Origin of the sequence: Halobellus inordinatus (genome assembly GCF_024464655.1) — an archaeon.
Classification (GTDB): Archaea; Halobacteriota; Halobacteria; order Halobacteriales; family Haloferacaceae; genus Haloquadratum; species Haloquadratum inordinatus.
The window spans coordinates 14337-35174 of sequence record NZ_JANHAV010000008.1; the positions used below are offsets into that span (position 1 = coordinate 14337).

19 protein-coding genes and 1 tRNA gene are annotated in these 20838 nt (G+C 66.6%); 14 read left to right on the forward strand and 6 right to left on the reverse strand.

Annotation, left to right across the window (positions count from 1 at the left end; translation table 11 throughout):
• Window positions 1-199: 199 nt before the first annotated feature.
• Window positions 200-478 carry a thioredoxin gene (gene trxA, locus NO347_RS13735; RefSeq protein ID WP_121569070.1) on the reverse strand — a complete coding sequence of 93 codons (279 nt, stop codon included), beginning with the start codon at window positions 476-478 and terminating at the stop codon, window positions 200-202.
• Between the two features lie 162 nt (window positions 479-640).
• Here trxA and NO347_RS13740 point away from each other — a divergent pair, with 162 nt between their 5' ends.
• The 7 genes from NO347_RS13740 (at window position 641) to NO347_RS13770 (ending at window position 7840) form a co-directional block, all read left to right on the forward strand.
• Window positions 641-805: a preprotein translocase subunit Sec61beta gene (locus NO347_RS13740; RefSeq protein ID WP_049985347.1), complete on the forward strand. Its 165-nt coding sequence runs from the start codon at window positions 641-643 to the stop codon at window positions 803-805.
• 133 nt (window positions 806-938) lie between these two features.
• A complete protein-coding gene (gene pdxT, locus NO347_RS13745; RefSeq protein WP_256290190.1) occupies window positions 939-1535 on the forward strand; it encodes a pyridoxal 5'-phosphate synthase glutaminase subunit PdxT in 597 nt (198 codons plus the stop codon).
• A gap of 89 nt (window positions 1536-1624) precedes the next feature.
• Complete coding sequence (locus NO347_RS13750) at window positions 1625-2740, forward strand: M20 family metallopeptidase (protein WP_256290191.1); 1116 nt, start codon at window positions 1625-1627, stop codon at window positions 2738-2740.
• 51 nt (window positions 2741-2791) lie between these two features.
• Window positions 2792-4351: a carboxypeptidase M32 gene (locus NO347_RS13755; RefSeq protein ID WP_256290192.1), complete on the forward strand. Its 1560-nt coding sequence runs from the start codon at window positions 2792-2794 to the stop codon at window positions 4349-4351.
• Window positions 4352-4488: 137 nt separating this feature from the next.
• Window positions 4489-4671 (forward strand): HVO_0416 family zinc finger protein, encoded by a 183-nt coding sequence (locus NO347_RS13760; protein WP_256290193.1) that lies wholly within the window; start codon window positions 4489-4491, stop codon window positions 4669-4671.
• 88 nt (window positions 4672-4759) lie between these two features.
• Entirely contained in the window at window positions 4760-6616 is a 1857-nt protein-coding gene (locus NO347_RS13765; RefSeq protein ID WP_256290194.1) for a UvrD-helicase domain-containing protein, read from the forward strand.
• 6 nt (window positions 6617-6622) lie between these two features.
• On the forward strand, window positions 6623-7840 hold the full coding sequence (locus NO347_RS13770) for a M24 family metallopeptidase (RefSeq protein WP_256290195.1): 1218 nt from the start codon (window positions 6623-6625) through the stop codon (window positions 7838-7840).
• Between the two features lie 12 nt (window positions 7841-7852).
• Here the strand turns inward: NO347_RS13770 and NO347_RS13775 are convergent, their stop codons facing one another.
• The 3 genes from NO347_RS13775 to NO347_RS13785 form a co-directional block, all read right to left on the reverse strand.
• Complete coding sequence (locus NO347_RS13775) at window positions 7853-8101, reverse strand: DUF7533 family protein (RefSeq protein ID WP_256290196.1); 249 nt, start codon at window positions 8099-8101, stop codon at window positions 7853-7855.
• A gap of 100 nt (window positions 8102-8201) precedes the next feature.
• The gene (locus NO347_RS13780; RefSeq protein ID WP_256290197.1) at window positions 8202-9035 is read right to left on the reverse strand and encodes an NAD+ synthase; all 834 of its coding nucleotides are present in this window, start codon (window positions 9033-9035) and stop codon (window positions 8202-8204) included.
• A gap of 197 nt (window positions 9036-9232) precedes the next feature.
• Entirely contained in the window at window positions 9233-9985 is a 753-nt protein-coding gene (locus NO347_RS13785) for an SDR family oxidoreductase (protein WP_256290198.1), read from the reverse strand.
• Window positions 9986-10178: 193 nt separating this feature from the next.
• On the opposite strand from NO347_RS13785, the gene NO347_RS13790 reads away from it, so the two are divergent.
• From NO347_RS13790 to NO347_RS13820, 7 genes are all read left to right on the forward strand, one after another.
• A complete protein-coding gene (locus tag NO347_RS13790; protein ID WP_256290199.1) occupies window positions 10179-11648 on the forward strand; it encodes an aldehyde dehydrogenase family protein in 1470 nt (489 codons plus the stop codon).
• Window positions 11649-11835: 187 nt separating this feature from the next.
• Window positions 11836-13173 carry an ABC transporter substrate-binding protein gene (locus NO347_RS13795; RefSeq protein WP_256290200.1) on the forward strand — a complete coding sequence of 446 codons (1338 nt, stop codon included), beginning with the start codon at window positions 11836-11838 and terminating at the stop codon, window positions 13171-13173.
• A gap of 15 nt (window positions 13174-13188) precedes the next feature.
• A complete protein-coding gene (locus NO347_RS13800) occupies window positions 13189-14073 on the forward strand; it encodes a branched-chain amino acid ABC transporter permease (protein ID WP_256290202.1) in 885 nt (294 codons plus the stop codon).
• The gene (locus NO347_RS13805; RefSeq protein WP_256290203.1) at window positions 14073-15140 is read left to right on the forward strand and encodes a branched-chain amino acid ABC transporter permease; all 1068 of its coding nucleotides are present in this window, start codon (window positions 14073-14075) and stop codon (window positions 15138-15140) included. The genes NO347_RS13800 and NO347_RS13805 overlap by 1 nt, the downstream gene beginning before the upstream one ends.
• Window positions 15140-15967, forward strand: a complete 828-nt coding sequence (locus NO347_RS13810; protein WP_256290205.1) for an ABC transporter ATP-binding protein — start codon at window positions 15140-15142, stop codon at window positions 15965-15967. Before NO347_RS13805 ends, NO347_RS13810 begins: the two co-directional genes overlap by 1 nt.
• Window positions 15960-16700, forward strand: coding sequence for an ABC transporter ATP-binding protein (locus tag NO347_RS13815; RefSeq protein ID WP_256290207.1), 741 nt, complete (start codon window positions 15960-15962; stop codon window positions 16698-16700). Before NO347_RS13810 ends, NO347_RS13815 begins: the two co-directional genes overlap by 8 nt.
• Before the next feature lie 139 nt (window positions 16701-16839).
• Window positions 16840-16910: transfer RNA gene (locus NO347_RS13820), tRNA-Gly, on the forward strand.
• A 124-nt stretch (window positions 16911-17034) separates the two neighbouring features.
• On the opposite strand, the gene NO347_RS13825 is transcribed toward NO347_RS13820, so the two are convergent.
• Both NO347_RS13825 and NO347_RS13830 read right to left on the reverse strand, forming a co-directional pair.
• Window positions 17035-17943, reverse strand: coding sequence for an acyltransferase (locus NO347_RS13825; protein WP_256290208.1), 909 nt, complete (start codon window positions 17941-17943; stop codon window positions 17035-17037).
• Window positions 17944-18080: 137 nt separating this feature from the next.
• On the reverse strand, window positions 18081-20756 hold the full coding sequence (locus NO347_RS13830) for a heavy metal translocating P-type ATPase (protein WP_256290210.1): 2676 nt from the start codon (window positions 20754-20756) through the stop codon (window positions 18081-18083).
• Window positions 20757-20838 lie beyond the last annotated feature (82 nt).

Below are 20838 nucleotides of genomic sequence, written 5' to 3' on the forward strand. Positions count from 1 at the left end.
TATAATGCTTGCGAGACACGCGACGAGAGCCTCGGGCTACCGCGGTGAAAAACTGGAGCGAGAAGCGCGGATCAGCGACAGCAGGCCGATTAGCCCGGCGGTTGGAACTGATAGGGGTTATCGTAAGTCTCCATAGATGTCTCGCCGGACGGGACGGCGAGAATCTCCGAACAGTGACGATAATCCCTGTGAGACTGCGTTACGCGCCGGCGGGCCGGGCGGCCTGCTGCAGCGCGGCCTCGATGTCTTCGCGCTGTGTGAAGCCGACGAACCGGTCGACGATGTCGCCGTCCTGCTCGACGACGACCGTCGGCAGCGAACGGACCTGGTACTGATTAGCGAGGTCCTGCTCCTCGTCGACGTCGATCTTCTGGAAGTCGACGTCACCGTATTCGGCTTCGAGGTCCTCTAAGATGGGATCCTGCTTCTTGCACGGGCCGCACCAATCGGCGTAAAAATCGAGTACTCGGACGGTCATCGTGTGCGTAGCGAAGTTGCGCGGGGCCTCGCATAAGCGTTTCCACCGCCCCGTCGTCACCATCATATGCGACCGCCAGTGGCGGTCTCGATACGGCCACGACTCCGTCGGGACCGCTCGCGGATCCGAAACGTTTAGGCGAGGGACCGCCGACCTACAGGTATGAGCAGCGGCCAGAACAGCGGCGGCCTGATGTCGAGTGCGGGGCTCGTTCGATACTTCGACGCCGAGGACCGCAACGCCATCCGCATCGATCCGAAGACCGTCTTCGCGTTTGGACTCCTCTTCGGCGTCGGCGTCCTCGTACTGAACGCCGTCGCGATCTAACTCCCGGCGCGACGCACGGCGACGCACGACCGGCGGGCGACCCGGGGCGGCGCCGTACAGCGACTCCACGCACCGACCCGAGACGACGACGAACAACGGACGCTTTTTGTCGATTCGACTCCGACGCACAGCTATGTTACGAGCGGGTGTCGTCGCCGTCCAGGGCGACGTCTCTGAACACGCGGCGGCTATCCGGCGCGCCGGCGCGGCCCACGACGAGGAAGTCGACGTGATCGAGATCAGGCAGTCCGGTCACGTGGCCGACTGCGATGTCTTACTGCTGCCCGGCGGGGAGTCGACGGCCATCTCACGACTGCTCGCGAGCGAGGGCATCGACGAGGAGATCCGCGAGCACGTCGCGGCCGGCAAGCCCGTCCTAGCGACGTGTGCGGGCCTCATCGTCGCCTCCAGCGACGCCAACGACGAGCGCGTCGACACGCTCGACCTGCTCGACGTGACCGTCGACCGCAACGCGTTCGGTCGGCAGGTCGACAGTTTCGAGGCTCCGCTCGATGTCGCCGGGTTCGACGAGCCGTTCCCCGCCGTGTTCATCCGCGCGCCCGCCATCGACGAGGTCGGCGAGGGCGTCGAGGTGCTCGCCGAGTGGGAGGGCCGCCCGGTCGCCGTCCGCGACGGCCCGGTCGTCGGCACCGCGTTCCACCCCGAACTGACCAACGACAGCCGGATCCACGACCTCGCGTTCTTCGAGGAACTCGCCGTCGAGGCGTGAGGCCACGGGGAGAAGCCGCGGCCGAACGTGGCGGGGACGCCGCCGACGTGCTCCCGAGACTTTTCTACGATGGGGCGGAACCTCCGCGTGTGAGCGAGAATCGGACGGACGTGGTGGCGCTGACGCGACGGCTCGTTTCCATCCCGAGCTACGAGGACGAGACCGCCGCAGGCGACGCCATCGAGAAGTGGCTGCGGACCGAGACCGACGCGGACGTGACGCGAGATCGGCACGGCAACGTCGTCGCCCGGCGGGGAACGGGCGCCACGTCGCTGGCGCTGGTCGGCCACCACGACGTCGTCGAACCCGACGCGTCGCAGGTCGCGAGCAGCGGGACCACCGAGAAAGGCGACACGAAGTACGCCGTCGACGAGCGAGATGGAAGGCTCTACGGCCGCGGCACGGCCGATATGAAAGGGTCGCTGGCGGCCGCGATGCTCGCGTTCCGCGACGCCGACCCCGCTGGTGAACTCGTCTTCGCCTCGTTCGTCGGGGAGGAACAGGGCGGCGTGGGCGCGCGCGCCGCCATCGAGGACGGCTTCGCGCCCGACTACGCCGTGGTCGGTGAGGGATCGACGAACTACGCGGGTGAGAACCAGACGGACGTCGTCGTCGCTCATCGCGGCCGGCGCGGATCGACGATCACCGCACGCGGGGCCGCCGCACACGCGAGTGAACCTGAGACTGGTGAGAACGCGGTCTACCTCGCCTGCGACGCCGTCAGGACGATCCGCGATCTCGACGCGCCCGACGCGACGGTCCTCGGCCGAACGCTCACGGGAAGCGTCGTCGTCACCGAGATCGACGGCGGGTCGGCGTGGAACGTCGTCCCCGAGATCTGTACGGTGACGGTCGACGAGCGCACCGTCCCGAGCGAGCGAGCGCACCTGGAGCGAGTCGAGGAGATCGACGGCGTCGAGTGGGCTATCGATCAGGACCTCCCGCCGATGGCGTGCGACGAGGCCGCGTTCGCCGACGCCGCGCTCGCCGCGGCCGACGCGGCGCAGACAGCGACGCCCGAGCGCGTGACCAAGCCACACGCGACCGACGCGGGGTGGCTCGCGGCCGCGGGAGCGACCTGTGTCGTCGCCGGCGCGTCAGAGCCCGGTGAAGCGCACACGGCGAACGAGAGTGTCTCGATCGAGGCGCTGGCGCGGTGTCGGCGGCTGTATCAGAACCTCGCCGAGCGGTGGCCGAGCAGGTGACATAAAAGAGAGGCGTCGGCTTGATACGCACTCGCGTCCACAGTCACGACGATGGCGACAGACGCACCCGAGGCGGCTTCGGAGTCGGAGCGAGACGACGAGAGCGCACCGGACGCCTACGAGACGCTGCTCGAAGAGTACCGACGCGTGGCGAACGTCCGCAACGCGAGCGGCATCCTCTCGTGGGACCAGCAGGTGATGATGCCCGACGCGGGGACGCCGGCGCGGTCACAGCAACTCTCGACGCTGTCGTCGCTGTCGCACGACCTCCTCACAGACGACGCCGTCGGCGACGCGCTCGACGAACTCGAAGCGACGGAACTGAGGGACGAACAGGCGGCCGTCGTCCGCGAGATCCGTCGCGAGTACGACCGCGCAGTCGCCGTGCCGTCCGAACTGGTCGAGGAAATTTCGACGACTGCGTCGGAGGCGCTGCCAGCGTGGAAGAAAGCGAAAGCCGAAGACGACTTCGAGGCGTTCGCGCCGTACCTGCAGAAGCACGTCGAACTCAAACGCGAGTACGCAGAGCACATCGATCCGGACCGCGACGCCTACGAGGTGCTCTTCGAGGACTTCGAGCCGTGTCTCTCCTTAGAGCGCGCGGAGTCGATCCTCGAAACGCTCCGGGAGACGCTCGTGCCGATGATCGAGGAGATCAGAGAGTCCGAGGCCGAACTGGCGACGGACGCGTTCACCTCGCTCGGAGAGTATCCCGCCGGCGAGCAGGAGGACCTCTGTCGAGACGTGCTCTCGACGCTCGGCTATCCCTGGGATCGGGGCCGCCTCGACACCGCGCCGCACCCGTTCTCCTCGGGTACGACGTTCGACGCGCGGGTGACCACCCGCTTCGACGAGACCGATCCGCTCGGATCGCTCACGTCGACGATCCACGAGTTCGGGCACGCGACCTACACGCTCGGCCTGCCAGACGAGCACTACGCGAGTCCGCTCGGCGAGGATCGGGACCTCTCGGTCCACGAGTCCCAGTCGCGCCTCTGGGAGAACCACGTCGGGCGCTCGCAGGCGTTCTGGGAGGGCTTCTTGCCCACGTTCGCCGAGCACTTCCCGAAGGCTTCCGAAGTGACGCCCCGAGAGGCCTACGAGGCCGCAAACCAGGTCTACGAGGACAACCTCATCCGCGTCGAGGCGGACGAACTCACCTACCATCTGCACATCATCATCCGCTTCGAGATCGAGCGCGCGCTGATCGCCGGCGACATCGACGTCGACGAGGTGCCGGAAGTCTGGAACGACAAGTACGAGGAGTACCTCGGCGTCCGCCCCGACACCGACAGTGAGGGCTGTCTCCAGGACATCCACTGGAGCCACGGCAACTTCGGGTACTTCCCGACGTACTCGCTGGGGTCGGCGATGGCCGCCCAGTTGTACGCGGCCGCCGAGGACGACATCGACGATCTGGAGGCGGAGATCACCGCTCGCGACTTCGACGCGCTGCACGAGTGGCTGACCGAGAACGTCCACCGCCACGGCGCGCGCTACGAGACGAACGAACTCGTCGAGCGGGCGACCGGATCGGCGTTCACCGCGGAGGCGTTCGTCGACTACGTCACCGAGAAGTACGGCGCGCTCTACGACCTCGATTCCGTCTGAGGGGCGGGCCGGCGGTCGATCGCACCCGCCACCCGCCGGACGCTGTTCTCGACGCGTGAGCGGAGGCTCGCGACCGATCCTCACGACTCTGTACTCGGCAGTAGGACTAAGTATTGGTACGACATACCATATCGTGTATGGCCTCAGCACCGACTTCCGACGACGCTCTGTTCGACCAGTTCCTCGACGACCGCGGTCACGATACCGAGACAGTAGACTGGGAGACGTCGTATAACAAGAAGCAGTGTCCGGAGTGTGGTGCACTTCACGACGCCAGCGCGACCGACTGCGCCGTCTGCGGGTGGGATCCGCGCACGTAGGACGGCCCGCACGAAGGCTCGAATCGGCGTCTCGAACTTCATTCTCGAAACAGGTACTTTATCACGCGCAAGCGCGTGAACGCCTTCAATGAGCGACTCCGACGCGACGGTCACCCGATTGTTCGGTGGCCCCGGAAGCGGGAAGACGACGGCCCTGCTCGATCGGGTCGACGAGCTACTGGATCAAGACGACGTCACGATCCGGGACATCCTCGTCGTCTCCTACACGCGGGCGGCCGCCGCAGAGGTTCGCGAGCGGCTCGCAGAGCGGCTCGACATCTCCCCGCGGGCCCTGAAGGGCAACGTCGCGACGATGCACGCGAAAGCGTACGAACTGCTGGATCTCTCCCGGAACGACGTCGTCGGCGAGAGCGACAAAAAGGAGTTCTGTGAGGAGTACGGCGTCGAATTCGAAGACGAGTACGGCGGCGCCGGCCGACGGACCGCCCGCTCGACCACGATCGGCAACAAGATCATCGCGACGAGCCAGTGGCTCCAGCGCACCCGCCGAGACGTCTCGGACTGGTACGACGTCCCCTTCCAGTGGAACGTCGAGGAAGTCCGGCTGCCGCCCGAGGTCGACCCGAACGCCCAGGAGGGCAACAAGTACACCCCGACGTGGCCCTCCGACGACGACCGGATCGACGTCCCCGAGGTGATCCGCGCGTGGCGGAGCTACAAGGGTGAACACGGCCTCGTCGGCTTCGCGGATATGCTCGAACGCGTGAAGCAGCGCTCGCTCGTGCCCCACGTCGACTACCTCGTCATCGACGAGTTCCAGGACATCACGACGCTGCAGTACGACGTCTATCAGGAGTGGAAGCCCCATATGGAGCGCGTCCTCATCGCCGGCGACGACGACCAGGTCGTCTACGCCTGGCAGGGCGCGGACCCGAACCTGCTGCTCGACGCCGAACGCGACGAGGACGAGGTCCTGCCGAACTCCTATCGGCTTCCCTCGCAGGTCCTCAACGTCGTCAATCAGGAGATCCGCCACATCGACAAACGCCAGGAGAAGGACCTCCGGCCGCGCAAGGAGGGCGGCGTCGTCGAGGGGATCGAATCCCCGTCGATGCTTGATCTCGCGCGGAACGTCCGCTACACGATCGAGCAGGGCGACGACGACGAGACGGTGATGGTGCTGTTCCGCGCCCGTTATCAGCTGTTCCAGTTCATCGACGAGTTCCTGCCGCTCGGGATGCCCTTCTCGGCGCTCACCGACCAGCGGATGTGGACCGATCGCCTGACGCAGTACGTGCGCGGGATCGAACGCCTCGAACGCGAAGAGGCGCTCGACGGACTGCAGGCGCGGCGACTCGCGGATATGCTGCAGGACTCGGCGTTCGGCAGCAACGATCGCGACGACCTCTTCGACCGCATCGACGAGCTACAGGAGGACGCCGGCGTCGACGACCTCACCGACCTCTCGGTCGATCCCGACGTGATCACCGAGTTCGCGCCGTTCGCCCCCGACGGGGCCTCCGCCGGCGATATGCTCCGGAAGGTCACCTCCTTCCAGCGCAACTCCGTCGAGGCGTACTTCGCGGGCGAGTACCGCGGGATGGACCCCGACCGCGTCCGCATCGGCACGATCCACTCCGCGAAGGGTCGCGAGGCCGACCACGTCTTCGTCGCGACCGACCTCACCGAGAAGGTCGTCGAACAGATGGCCGCCTCGGTCGAGGACGACGAAGTCGACGCCGTCGAGGAGTTCACCGCCAGCACCGACCCCGTTCCGATTCTCACCGACAACGAGCGCCGGGTGTTCTACGTCGGGATGTCCCGTGCGCGCGAGCGTCTCATCATCCTCGAAAACCTCGTCAGCGGCGCGCCGACGCTTCCGGTGAGCGTGCTGCTGCACAACGAGATCCGCGAGGAGTCGGTCGAGGAACTGCTGGCCGACGCCCAGGAAGGCGAAGTTCCGGCACCCGAGCCGGACGCCTGACCGAGCGTGTCCCGCGAGGGCTCCGAGTCGGGGTCGATCCGGACCGACTGGTCGTTCCTCGACGACGCGCTCGAAGCGGCCGACGCGGTCGGCTTCGTCGCCGTCGGCGGCCGGCGTGACGACGATCTCCGATATCTGACGCGCTTCGACGGGCCGGAGCGCGAGTACGCGTTCGTCCGAACGGCAGGAACAACGCGCGAAAGCGTGCTCTGTGCACCCGCCGGATTCGAGACGAAAGCGACCCGGCAGTTCGACGGCCGCGTCGCGACCGAGCGCGCCGGCGACCCCGCAGGCGAGCGAGCCGCCGCGATACTCGACCACTCGGAAGCAGGAGCCGCGAGCGACGGCGAACCGCCGCTCGTTCTCGTCCCACCGACGATCCCGCACGATGCCGCCGTCTATCTGGAGCGCGCGGGCTACGAGTTGCAGTCGACGACGGCGGTCGCGGACGCCCGACGGATCAAGACCGACAGCGAAGTCGACGCGATCCGGGGCGTCCAGGCGGCGGCAGCCGCAGCCACCCGCCGCGCCGAGGCGGTTCTCGCCGCGGCGGACGCGGCAGCAGACGCGGGCGACGACGGCGGGTCCGAACTCCGCTGGCAAGACGCACCGCTCACGCCCGATCGGCTGACGCGAGAGGTAAACGCCGAACTGGCTCGGCACGGTGTCAGCGACGTCGGAAACACCGTCGTCAGCGTCGGGGCACATCGCCCGGCCGGCGATGGAGGGACCTGCGAAGCCGTCTCGATCCGAACGAACGAGCCGATCCGTATCGAGGTCACGCCGCGCGGACCCCACGGCTATCACGGCGCGCTCACGCGGACGGTCGTCGTCGACAGCGACGGCGGCTGGGATCGCCGCGCGTACGTGGCCGTCGAGTCGGCACTCGACGCCGGACTGTCCGAAATCGAGGCCGGTGCCGACGCCGGGGACGTCGCCCGCGAAGCCGACGCGGAGCTGGCTGCGTTCGGCTTCGATCCGACGACCGGGATCGAACTCCCAGACGGGCCGCTCGGCGTCGGATACGGCGTCGGACTCTCGCGGCGCGAGTCGCCGCCCCTCCGCGGTGGCACAGCACTCGAAGCGGGGATGGTAATTGCTGTTGCGCCCGGGGTGGCCGATCCCGAGCAGGGCTGCGTTCGGCTGAGCGCGCTGATCGTCGTGACCGAATCTGGGTACGAACGCCTCGGCGACGACTCGCACTCGTTTTCGCCGCGGGCGTAATCGGCTCAGAAGTCAGGGTGTGTCCTCGTCGTCCGGGGTCTTCACGACCGCGCCGAGGACGCGTTCGCCGATTTTCATCGGGACATCTCCGGGTGTCGTAAGGTACTGCGGGAGAACGACCATCGCGACAGCGATGGCTACCGCGCCGGCGCCGAGGGCGATGTCGCCCTCCGTCAGTCGAGTGAGCCCGAAGATCCCGACCGGTGCGGCGAAGATCATCGTCGCCGCCAGTTGCAGCGTCCCGAGGATACCGAGTCGCATCGTGCGACAGATCGACCGCGTTCGGGTAAAAGGCTCGCGTTCGGGTAAAAGGCTCGCGGTCAGAAGAAAGACTGCGGGACCAACGCGGGCGAACGGCTGCTCAGCGGTGCAGCGGCTCGGGAGCCGGCGGCATCGAGCGCTTGTGGGCGCTGCCCTCGTAGAGGTCGACGACCCGCTCGATCTGCGCTTCGGTGACGTCCAGTTCGCGGACGGTCGCCGCCACCGAGAGCGGGCCGTCGACGTGGAGCGCGAGGATCGCATCGAGCGTGTCGTAGTTCAGTCCCATCTCTTCCTCGTCGGTCTGGCCGGACCACATCCCGGCGGAGGGCGTCTTCATCACCAGTTCCTCCGGCGCGCCCAGGAAGTCCGCGAGCTGGCGCACCTGCTGTTTGTAGAGGTTGCCGATCGGGTTGCAGTCGACCGCCTGATCGCCGTACTTGGTGAAGTAGCCCGTCAGCGCCTCCGAGCGGTTGCCGGTCCCGAGGACGACCTTGCTCTCGTGGTTGGCGACGAAGTAGTTCAACACGCCGCGAACGCGGACGTAGACGTTGCCGGCGGCCATCCGATCGTCGGCGGCCTCGGGAAATGTATCGAAGACCGTCTCCGCGATCGGCTGGATCTCGACGACGTCGTAGGGGATTTCGAGTTCCTGTGCGAGCCACTCGGCGTCGCTCATATTGTCTTCGGTGTTCACCACGCTCGGCATCACGAGGCCGTGAACGTTCTCGGCGCCCAGCGCTTCGACCGCCAGATACGCCACGGTCGTGCTGTCGATGCCGCCCGAGAGACCGAGGACCGCGCCCTCGGCACCGGCCCCGTCGACGACGTCGCGGATGAACGACTGGAGGTGGTCGGCCGTCCGTTCCAGTTCGGGTTCCGAGAGCCGAAGATCGAGCGGTGCGTCCTCTGTGAGGACCGAATCGTCCGTAGTCATCAGAGGAAGATACCGACTGAGGACACTAATACTCACCCGTCGTGGGAGATAAGTGGCCGTCCGTTCAGTTCCCTGGGGGTTTTCGCGGAGAATAGTCGTCGGTCTCAGCCCGAGAGTCATAGGGATTATCGTACGTTCTCATAGATGTCTCGCCGGACGGGACGGCGAGAATCTCCGAACAGTGACGATAATCCCTATCAGATGTCGCGACCGCCGTCGACTTCCAGCGCCGTGCCGGTGATCATCTGGGCGTTCTCGCTTGCGAGGAAGACCGCGGCGTCGGCGACGTCGTCCGGTTCGGCGAGGCGGCCCAGCGGGATCGTCTCGGCCATTCCCTCGACAGAGAGGTCGTCGCCGGCGAACTGCGGCAGCATCCCGGTGTCGGTGGCGACCGGGCAGATAGCGTTTACCCGGATGTCGTCGTCCGCCAGTTCGAAGGCGAGTTGTTTCGTGAGCGTGATCATCCCGCCCTTCGAGGCCGCGTACGCCGAGAGGCCCGTCCGCGGGCGGATGCCGGCCGTCGACGCGGTGTTGAGAATGACGCCGCCGCCCTGCTCGCGCATCCGCGGAACGGCGTATTTCGCGCCGAGGAACGCGCTCTTGAGGTTCACGTCCTGAATCCGGTCCCAGGTGGCTTCCGTCACCTCCTCGACGGGCGTCGCCTCCTGTGGGATGCCCGCGTTGTTGTGGAGCACGTCTATCGACCCGAACTCCTCGACCGTCCGCGCGATGAATCCCGCGACGTCGTCGGCGTCGGAGACGTCCGCGCTGATCGCGACGGCCTCGGCGGGTGTTTCGGCTTCGATCGTTTCAGCCGTCGCTGCGGCCGCGTCGGCGTCGATATCGACGACGGCAACGGCCGCGCCGTGTTCAGCGAATCGGTGCGCGATTCGTTCGCCCATCCCCGAGCCGGCGCCAGTGACGGCGACCGCTCGACCCTGAAAGTCCATAGTTGCTGGCGAAGCCGTCGGAGTATGAACGTTTCCCTGTGTTCGATTCATACTGGCGGACAGAACGATGTGAAAATTATTGGTACCCCGTGGCTACCAATATGATTCACGAACTGCTGTCCGACAGTATCAGTCATCGGTGTATGTCCGTCTCGATCCAAACATTGACACGGGCCATCGACGACCAGGAGGTATGCGAGAGCCAGACGTTCGAGAGCGGTACCCGCACCTCGTCGGCGGGGAGTGGACCGAGCCCGCGGCGGGCGAGTACGTCGAGACCACCGATCCAGCGACGAACGAGCCGATCACGACGGTCGCCGCGGGGACGGCGGCCGACGTCGACGCCGCGGTGGCAGCCGCCCGGGAGGCGTTTCCCGAGTGGCGCGACACCGACCCCGTGACGCGCGGACAGCGCGTCCACCGGGTCGCGGAGTTGATCCGAGAGCACAAAGACGAACTCGCGGCGATCGAATCGCTCGATCAGGGGAAGCCGCTCTCGCAGGCGAAATCCGACTTCGAGGGCGCGGCGCGGTACTTCGAGTACTACGCCGGCGCGGCCGACAAACTGGAGGGCGAGTCGATTCCGGTCGGCACCGGGCAGGTCGACTACACCGTCAGAGAGCCATACGGCGTCTCCGCGCAGATCGTGCCCTGGAACTTCCCGGGGAATCTGTTCGCTCGGGGCGTCGCGCCCGCACTCGTCGCCGGCAACGCGACCGTCGTCAAGCCGGCTCCGACGACGCCGCTGTCGGCGTTCCACCTCGCAGAGCTCTGCTATGAGGCCGGAATCCCCGAGGGCGCGGTGAACGTCGTCGCCGGTGGCGGCGAACCGGGCGAAGCGCTCACCGCCCACGAGGGCGTCGACACGATCACCTTCACCGGCAGTGTCCCTACTGGGCAAGCGGTGATGCGCTCGGCGGCCGAGAACGTCACGCCCGTCACGCTCGAACTCGGCGGGAAGAATCCCGCGATCGTCTACCCCGACGCCGACGTCGAGGAGGCGGTCGGCTGGATCGCGACGGCGATCTTCACGAACGCGGGGCAGGTCTGTTCGGCCGCCGACCGGGCGCTCGTCCACGAGGACGTGTACGAGGAGTTCGTCCAGCAGATCACCGATATCGCGGACGCCTACGAACTCGGTCCCGGACGGGACGATCCCGATATGGGGCCGCTCAACAGCGCGGCGCACCGGGATCGGGTGTGTGAGTACATCGAACAGGGCCGCGAGGAGGGTGCGGCCGTCGCGGCTGGCGGCGGCGTGCCCGACCGCGAGGGCAACTTCGTCGAGCCGACGGTGTTCGTCGACGTCGACAACGAGATGGTTGTCGCCCAAGAGGAGATCTTCGGTCCGGTGTTGGTCGTCGTACCGTTTGGCGACGGCGACGAACCGGTGGAGATCGCCAACGACGTCGAGTACGGACTCACGGCGGGGATATTCACGAACGACGTCCGCCGCGCTCACCGCGACGCCCAGCGACTCCAGGCCGGTAACGTCTACGTCAACAAGTGGTTCGGCGACACGAATCAGACGCCCTTCGGCGGGTACAAGAAGTCGGGCATCGGCCGCGAGAAGGGGTTCGAAGCGCTCGACTCGTACCTCCAGACGAAGAACGTCGCCGTCAACCTCGAACGGGGGCTCGGCGACGACCTACCCGGGGCCTGATAATGATTACTCTCGTCTCTTACCGCCGACCAACACCACCGGGAGTGGCGCTCGCCGGTAAACAGTGAGAGTAATCACTATGAGATCGGGGCGCGGATAGTTGTGCGTACGTATGTCACTCTAGCAGCGGGGTGAAAACCGATACATCCCATATACATTTATTACAAATACTCGTCGAGTGTGTCGCGTGAAGCAGAGACGCGAATTCTTAGTTGGGGCAGGGACAGCAGCGGTTGCCGGTCTTGCGGGCTGTTCTGGTGGCTCGGGATCGGGAAGTACCACTGAATCCGGTGAGGGGACCACCGCCACGGGTGGAGACGAGACGACGACCAGCGGTGGCGACGGCGGAAGCGGCGGCGACGCGATCCCGATCGGCGTGCTGCTGCCGTTCTCCGGCGAGTACGCGTGGGTCGGCGAGAACGTGCTGCCGGTGACGCGGATGATCGCCCAGGAGATCAACGAGCAGGGCGGCATCGGCGGTCGCGACGTGACGCTCGTGCAGGCCGACACCGAGGGGTCGCCGTCGGCGTCGCTCTCGGCGGCGAAGAAGCTGATCAACGTCGAGAACGTGGCCGGCATCATCGGTCCGACGTCGATCACGATGTCCGCCGTGTTCGACCTGTTCCAGGAGAATCAGGTGCCGATCGTGACGCCGACGGCGGGGACGACGTCGCTCGACGACCGCGGCGGCGAGTACGTCTTCCGGACGGTGCCATCGGACGCGCTCGGCGGGCGAGCGATCGCGAAAGCGCTCCGGAACCAGCAGTACAACACCGTCACCGACTACTCGAATATGGCGCTGATGGTCGGGAACAAGGAGGTCTTCCAGTCCTTCAAGAGCCCGATCCGAGAGTCCTTCGAGGAGTTCGGCGGAACGGTCACCGAAGCCGTCGACTTCAAGACCGGCAAGGCGTCTTACGAGAGCGAAGTGCAGACGGTGATGAACTCCGATCCGGAAGTCACCGTCCTCGTCGGGTCGAAAGACGACAGTATCAAAATTATGCGGGCCGCCTATCAGGCGGGCTACGAGGGCAACTGGTACGTCACGCAGGACCAGACGACAGACGTCTTCCTCGAGGAAGCCCCCGAGCAGGTCACCGGCGGGATTCTCGGACTGCAGTCTGCGACCTATCAGGCCGCCGAGGAGGAGGGCCGGATCGAAGCCTTCCAGCAGCGCGTCACCGACTTCAGCGGCTCGAAGCCGAAACTGTTCGCCCGGAACGCCTACGACGCGATGAACACGCTCGGCCTCGCGATGAAGACCACCGCGACGGCCGGCGACGAGATCACGCCCCCGAACGTCGCGGGGAACGTTCGGACAGTCGCGAACCCGCCGGAGACCGTCGTCACGAACTACACCGACGGCGCGTCGGCGATCGAGGAGGGGTCGGACCTCGATTACCGCGGCCTCGTCGGTCCGATCGACTTCGACGAGGACGGCGACGTCGGGTCGCCGTTCGCGATTATGCGAGTCGAAGAGGGTAGCTGGACGCAAGCGGCGACGATTCCGCCGAGCGAACTGTAGCGTTCGTTCCACGCTATGGTCGCCTTCGTTACGCAGTTCGTTCAGACGCTTATCTACGGCCTGATCGAGGGCAGTGTCATCTCCGTCGGCGCTGTCGGACTGACGCTCTCGTACGGCGTGACCCGCTTCATCAACTTCGCGTACGGCGAGTTCCTCACCTACGGGGCGTATCTCGCGTTGTTCCTGTCGGGAGCCGGACTCGGCCTCTCGCTTCCGCTCCCCGTCGCGACGATCGTCGCGGTCCTCGTCGTCGGCGCGTTCGGCGTCGGCGTCTCCCGGGTCTTCTTCGAGCCGTTGTCCGATCGGGGGCCGCTGCCGCTGCTCATCACTTCGATCGGCGTCGCGTTCATCCTTCGGTACGCGCTGACGGCCGCCGTCGGCGTCTCCGCGAAACAACTTCCAGTGCCGCTGATGCGGCCCGTCGAGGTCTTCGGCGTCGGGACGACCCCGCTCCGTGCGGCGGTCTTCCTCGTCGCGATCGCGACGATGCTCCTCATCCACGTGCTCTTGACGTACACGATGCTCGGGAAGACGATGCGGGCGACGAGCGGGAACCGCAACCTCGCCGAGATCGCCGGTATCGACACCGACGGCGTGGTCCGGCGGACGTGGTTCATCTCCGCTGGCGCGGGCGCGCTGGCCGGCGTCCTCTATGCGGTCCTGTTCGCACCGTTCCGCCCGACGGTCGGCTTCGAGTACCTCATCGTCATCTTCGCCGCGACGCTTTTGGGCGGCATCGGTCGGCCGTACGGCGCGATGATCGGCGCGATCATCGTCGGCGTCGCGATGAACCTCGGGACGACGTACCTCTCTGCGGAGTACACGATGGCGTACGCGTTCGCCATCCTCGTCGGCGTGCTACTGTTCAAGCCCGACGGCATCGCCGGAGGTGAGATCTGATGGGCGTGTTCACGCCGACGGCGCTCCTTTCGCTGCCCGGTTGGGGATCGTTCCTCCTCACGGTGCTCACCATCGCGGGCATCTACTCGCTTCTGACGCTCGGGCTCAACATCCACTACGGCTACACCGGCCTGATCAACTTCGGCCACGTCGCGTTCTTCGCGGCGGGCGCGTACACGGCTGCCTTGCTGACGGTGCCCCCGCCGGCGCAGGTCTCCGGCGCGGAGTACGTCTTCGGGCTGAACCTCCCGATGCCGCTCGGCCTGCCGATCAGTCTGGTCGCCGCCGCCGTCGTCGGTGGCTTGCTGGCGACGCTCATCGGCGCGACGAGCGTCCGCCTCGGCAGCCATTACCTCGCAGTCGCGACGTTCGCGCTCGCGGGTATCTTCGGCAGCGTCCTCGAAAACGAGGCGTGGCTGACCAACGGCTCGTTCGGCCTCAACAGCGTTCCGAAACCCGGGCGCGCCGCGATGAGTGCCGACACGTGGGCGGTGGCGTACTTCGTCTTCGTCGTCGTCGTGCTCGTCGTCGTCGCGTTCGTCCTCTCCCGGCTGACGGGGTCACCCTTCGGTCGCCTGCTCAAAGGCGTCCGCGAGAGCGAAGACGCCGCACAGATGCTCGGCAAGAACACCATCCGCGTGAAGCTCACGTCGTTCGCGATCGGCGGGGCGGTCGCCGGACTCGCCGGCGGCCTCTACGCGCACTACGTCGGCAGCGTCGTCGTCCAGCAGTTCGTCCCCGCAGTGACGTTCACCGTCTGGGCGGCGCTGCTGCTCGGCGGCGTCGCCTCGAACACCGGCGCGGTGTTCGGCGCGTTCCTGCTCGTCGGCTTCCGCGAATCGACGCGGTTTCTCACCAACATCTACGACAGCCTGCTCGCGTCGCTGCCGACGGTCGCCGCCGACGCGCTCCGTCTCGCAGTCGAACCGCTTCCGGATCACGCCTCGTTCGTCCCCAGCCTCCGATTCGTCGTCATCGGGCTGTTGATCGTGCTCGTGATCCGCTATCGGCCGGAAGGCGTCTTCGGTGATCCGAACGAGATCGACGCCATCGGGGAGGAAGACTGATGAGCAGAGACAGCAGCGAATCGGACGCCGCCGCAGGCGTGACCCGGTCGGACTCCGACGCGCCGCTCCTCGAAGTCGACGACGTCGTGAAGCGCTTCGGTGGCCTGACCGCTATCGACCACGCCTCCTTCGGCGTCGAAGCGGAGTCGATCACCGGCCTCATCGGGCCCAACGGAGCCGGGAAGTCGACGCTTTTCAACTGCGTCACGGGGATGCTGACGCCCGATTCGGGGGCCGTCCGCCTCGCCGGCGAGGACGTTCAGGACCTCCCCCCGAATCGGATCGCCCAACGCGGCCTGGGGCGGACGTTCCAGACGCCGAAGATCTTCCGCGGGATGAGCGTGCGCGAGAACCTCGCGTTCGCGGCGCGCGGACAGACTGGCGAACGGCCGATTTCGGCGCTCGTCCGGCCCGGTACCGTCGGCTCCGAGGAAGCAGACATTCGAGAGCGCGTCGACGACACGCTCGCGTTCCTCTCGCTCGATCACCTCGCCGAGGAGTACGCCAGCGGGCTCTCGGGTGGGCAGCGGAAACTGCTCGAACTGGGACGCGTGCTGATGTTAGATCCCGAGATCATCCTCCTCGACGAACCGATGGCCGGCGTCAATCCGTCACTCGCCGACGACCTCCTCGATCGGCTCCACGAACTCAACGACCGCGGGCGGACGATTCTCCTCATCGAACACGATATGGACCTCGTTATGAACCACTGCGACCGTGTCGTCGTCCTGCACAACGGCCAGACACTCGCGAGCGGCCCGCCGTCGATCGTACAGGAAGACGAACGGGTCGTCGAAGCGTACCTGGGAGGCTTCGAGAATGCATAATGCAGACCTCGAAACAGTCCCGGAGATCGACGACGCGCTCTTCTCGGCGCGTGGCATCGAGACGGGCTACGGCGAACTGCAGGTGCTCTACGGCGTCGACGTCGACGTCCGCGACGACGAGATCGTCCTCGTCTTCGGGCCGAACGGGGCCGGCAAGTCGACGCTGATGAAGGCGCTCTACGGTCGCCTGCCGCTGTGGGAAGGGACGACCGAGATCGGCGGCACCGACCTTTCAGAAGTCCGTTCGAACCGGATGATCGAACACGGCGTCGGGTTCGTCCCGCAGACAGATAACGTCTTCCCGAATCTCACCGTCTCCGAAAACCTCGATATCGGCGCGATCCACACCGAGGATCCGGCGTCGCGGCGAGCGGAGCTCTTCGAGCTGTTCCCGCGACTGGAGGAACGACTCGAACAGACGGCCGAGACGCTCTCGGGTGGCGAGCGGCAGATGCTGGCGATGGCGCGCGCGCTGATGCCGGACCCGGATCTGCTGTTCATCGACGAGCCGTCGGCCGGGTTGGCCCCACAGCTCATCGAACGGACGTTCGAGCACATCGCGCGAATTCGTGACGACGGGACGGCCGTGCTGATGATCGAACAGAACGTCAACGCCGCGCTGTCGGTCGCCGATCGGGGCTACGTCCTCGATATGGGCGAGAACCGCTTCGAGGCCGACGCCGAGACGATCCGGGAATCCGAGCGCATCCGGGATCTGTACCTCGGGAAGTAGGCCGCTCGCCCGTCGGCTGGGAAGAACGCTGCGCGGCTTTCTGCCGGGGGTGAAACCGTTCTCGCCCCCCGTTCCGTCATCCTTAAGTCGAGCCTGTGGCTCTGTTTCGAGTGGAGGCCGGCGTGATTGCCGCCAGTGCGCGCCAGTGGTCCAGTGGTAGGACAGTGGCTTCCCAAGCCACTAGCCCGGGTTCAATTCCCGGCTGGCGCATTTTCGTCCTCGTTTCGTTCGATAGCTGCTGTACTAGCCGCTCTCTCGCTCGCTATCGTCCGTGAAAATATTCGTACCCTGAGCCGCGCGGCGAACAGGTGACGGCAGGGTCCTCGCAGACGGGTTACTTCGGCGCGTCCGGCGGCGTCAACTCCCGCTGGAACTCGTCGAACGTTTCGACCTCCTCGGGCAGGTCGTACTCGATCCGGCGCTCGGCCTGTCGGTTCCGGAGTGTGTCCTCGACGGGGTCGGCGACGGACTCCCAGCCGGGTTTGACCTTCAGGCTCTTGGCGGGGATGCCGGCCGCGACGTGGTGGTCCGGGACGTCACCCTGAACCACGGAACGCGCGCCGACGACGGCGTTCTCGCCGACGCGGCAGCCGGCGCGGACCATCGCGTCGTAGGTGACGCGGGCGTCGTCGCCGACGATCGTGTGGTAGTTCTCGACGTCGGTCTGGTCGACGACGTCGTGGTCGTGGCTGTAGAGGTGGACGTTGTCCGAGATCGACGCGCGGTCGCCGATCGTGAGTTTGCCGCGGTCGTCGAGGTGGACGTCGTCGTGGATGACGACGTTGTCGCCGACAGTGATGTTGTGCCCGTAGGTGAACGTGATCCCCTTGAAGAACCGGCAGTCGTCGCCGCACTCCTCGAAGAGGTGGTCGGCGAGCATCTGCCGGAACCGGAGCGCGAAGTCGACGTTGTCGGCCATCGGCGTCGCGTCGAACTGCCGCCAGAGCCACTGGAGGTACTTCGAGCGCTGGAATCGGTCCTCGTCTTTCTCGGCGTAGTACTCCGATTCGAGCGTCGCGTTGCAGGGGTCGTATCCCTGGAGTCGGACGCGCTCGGCCGCCGAAATGTCTTCGCCAGCCTGCCAGCGGTCGTACGCCTCGCGGTCCCCGTGGAGATCGACGAGCGTCTCGGTGACGACGCGGCAGATCTCCTCCTCGGAGGAGAGCCGCTCGTCTACCTCGTCGATGAACGCCGCGACGTTCGCTTCCGCCTCCGCGGGAAGGGAGACGTTGACTTTTGTCATCGGCGCCGGGTTCGGACTCCGGCGTCAAATCCGTTCGGTTGTGCGAAGCTCTCGACCGACCGCTGTGAATCGATGGCACGGTGCTAGAGAGCGGCCCCACAACGAGAAGCGGACCGTAGAAAGCTAACGGGCGATGCTTAGTTCCGTCCGCGCAGGAATCCGAGCACTCTGTAGTCGTGGTCGGGGGTGTACCGACGGAACAGCAGGCTGTTCGTCAGCACCGACACCGACGACAGCGCCATCGCGCCCGCCGCCAGGATCGGTTGTAAGAGTCCCAGCGAGGCGAGCGGGATCATCGCGGTGTTGTACCCGAGCGCCCAGAAGAGGTTCTGCTTGATCTTCGCGAGCGTCCCCTCCGAGACCCGGATCGCTTTCACCACGTCGGTCGGGTCGTCACGCATCAGCGTCACGTCGGCCGCCTCGATGGCGACGTCCGTGCCCGAGCCGATGGCCGTGCCGACGAAGGCGGCCGCGAGCGCCGGCGCGTCGTTGACGCCGTCGCCGACCATCATCGCCTTCCGGCCCTCCGCCTGAATCGCGTCGACGGCGTCGGCCTTCCCGTCGGGGAGTACCTCCGCGCGGACGTTCTCGGGGTCGATGCCGACCTGCTCGGCGACCGCGCGGGCCGTCCGCTCGTTGTCGCCGGTGATCATCTGTACGTCGACGCCACGCTCTCGAAGCGCGCTGACGGCGGCGGCGGCGGTCTCTTTCACCGTGTCGGCGTCGGCGACGACGCCGAGGACCTCGCCGGTGACGTCGGCAGCTTCCGCGTCGGCGGGCACGCGCCCGACGAGCATCGCGGTCTTGCCCTCACTCTCCAGGCGGCGCATCGCGTCCTCGGCGAGCGCGGGGTCGATCCCGGCGTCTTCGAGGAGGCGGCGGTTGCCGACCAGGACAGTCTGTCCGTCGACGGTCGCACGGACGCCGTGACCGGGGACGTTCTCGAAGTCGTCGCTGTCGGGGACGTCGATACCGCGCTCTCGCGCGCCGTCGACGATCGCCTGCGCGAGCGGGTGCTCGCTGTGCTGTTCGGCGGCGGCCGCCAGCCGAAGCACCTCGGTTTCGGGGGCGACGCGCTCGTCAGATTCCGCTGGATCGCCCGCAGCACCCTCGTCGCGGTCGACCTCACGGAGTTGACCGCCGTCCGGCGTGGGTTCGAGCGCGACGACGTCGGTCAGCGACATCTCGCCTTTCGTCAGCGTGCCGGTCTTGTCGAAGACGACAGTGTCGACGTCGCGGACGCGTTCGAGTATGTCGCCGCCTTTGAACAGCACCCCGTTCTGGGCGCCGATCGAAGTTCCGACCATCGTCGCCGCGGGCGTCGCTAAGCCGAGCGCACAGGGACACGCGATCAGGACGGCGGACGCGAACACGAGGACCGCGAACTCGAGCGTCGAGACGGTGCCGCCGGCCGCGGCCGGGCCGCCGACCACGACGCCCCACAGCGGGAGCGCCTCGACGAAGCCGGCCAACTGCGCCGGGAACAGCATCCAGACCGTCGCCCAGAACAGGGCGTTGACGATGACGGCGGGGACGAAGTACGCCGAGATCCGGTCGGCGAGGTTCTGGATCTCCGGCTGCCGCGACTGCGCTTCTTTGACCGTCTGGACGATCTGCTGGATCGCCGTGTCGGAGCCGACTTTCGTCGCCTCGACGACGAGCACGCCGTTCTGGTTCACGGTCGAACCGACGACCTCGTCACCGTCCGCTTTCGAGACGGGGACAGACTCGCCGGTGACCATCGACTCGTCGACCGCGGACTCGCCGTCGACGACGACGCCGTCGGTCGGGATCTTCTCGCCGGGACGGACCTTCATCCGGTCGCCGACTGCGACGTCTTCGAGCGGGACCTCGCGCTCGGTGCCGTCGTCGTCGACGAGCGTGGCCGTGTCGGCCTCCATTTCGAGCAGCGACCGGAGCGCCTCGGATGCCTGGCCCTTCGAGCGCGCCTCGAGGTAGTTACCGAGCGTGATGAACACCAGGATGAGCGCGGCGGTGTCGAAGTACAGCCCCGCGTCCGGCAGGATGCCGAGCAGCGCGACGACGGAGTACAGATACGCCGTCGTGGAGCCGAGCGCGATGAGCACGTCCATATTTGCCGTGCCGTTCTTCACGATCGCCGTGTAGCTGTTCTCGTAGAACTCGCGGCCGAGAATGACCTGTACGGGCGTCGCGAGCGCGAACGCGACCCAGCCGAAGGGGAGGCTCGTTCCGGGAATCGCCTCCGGCACGGTGCCGGGTGCGAACAGGTGCAGCGCCAGCATCGCCAGAAGCGGCGTCGAGAGCGCGGCCCCGAAGAGCGTGAGTCGCTTCTGGCGACGGATCTCGGCTTTCCGAGCCACGTCGCGGGCGTCCTCACGGCTGCCCGCGTCGCCGTCGCCGCCGTCGTCGCCCTCGCGGACCGGCGCGTAGCCGGCGGCCGCGATGGCGTCGTAGAGGTCCTCCATCGTGACCTCGCCTGGATTGAACTCCACCTGCGCCTCGTCGGTCGCGAAGTTCACGTCCGCGCTGACGACGCCGGGCGTCGACTCCAGCGCCGTCCGGTTCGCCTCCGCGCAGTTGGCGCAGGACATATCCGTGATTGCGATCGAAACCGTCTCCGAGACCGGATCGTAGCCGGACTCGACGATGGCGTCGTATATCTCACCGAGCGACGTCCGCTCGGGGTCGTACGTCACCGTCGCCTCGTCGGTGGCGAAGTTGACCGTCGCGTCCTCGACGCCGTCGAGTGCGTCCAGCGCTCCCTGTACCGACTGCGAACAGTTGGCACAGGACATTCCTCGGACGTCGAGGTGAGTTGTCCGTGTACTCATCTTAGGTAGTACTAGGGGACCCTCTCTTACCTCGTTTGTCCCTTTCAGACCCGCGATATCCAAGCACCGAAACCTTCGAATC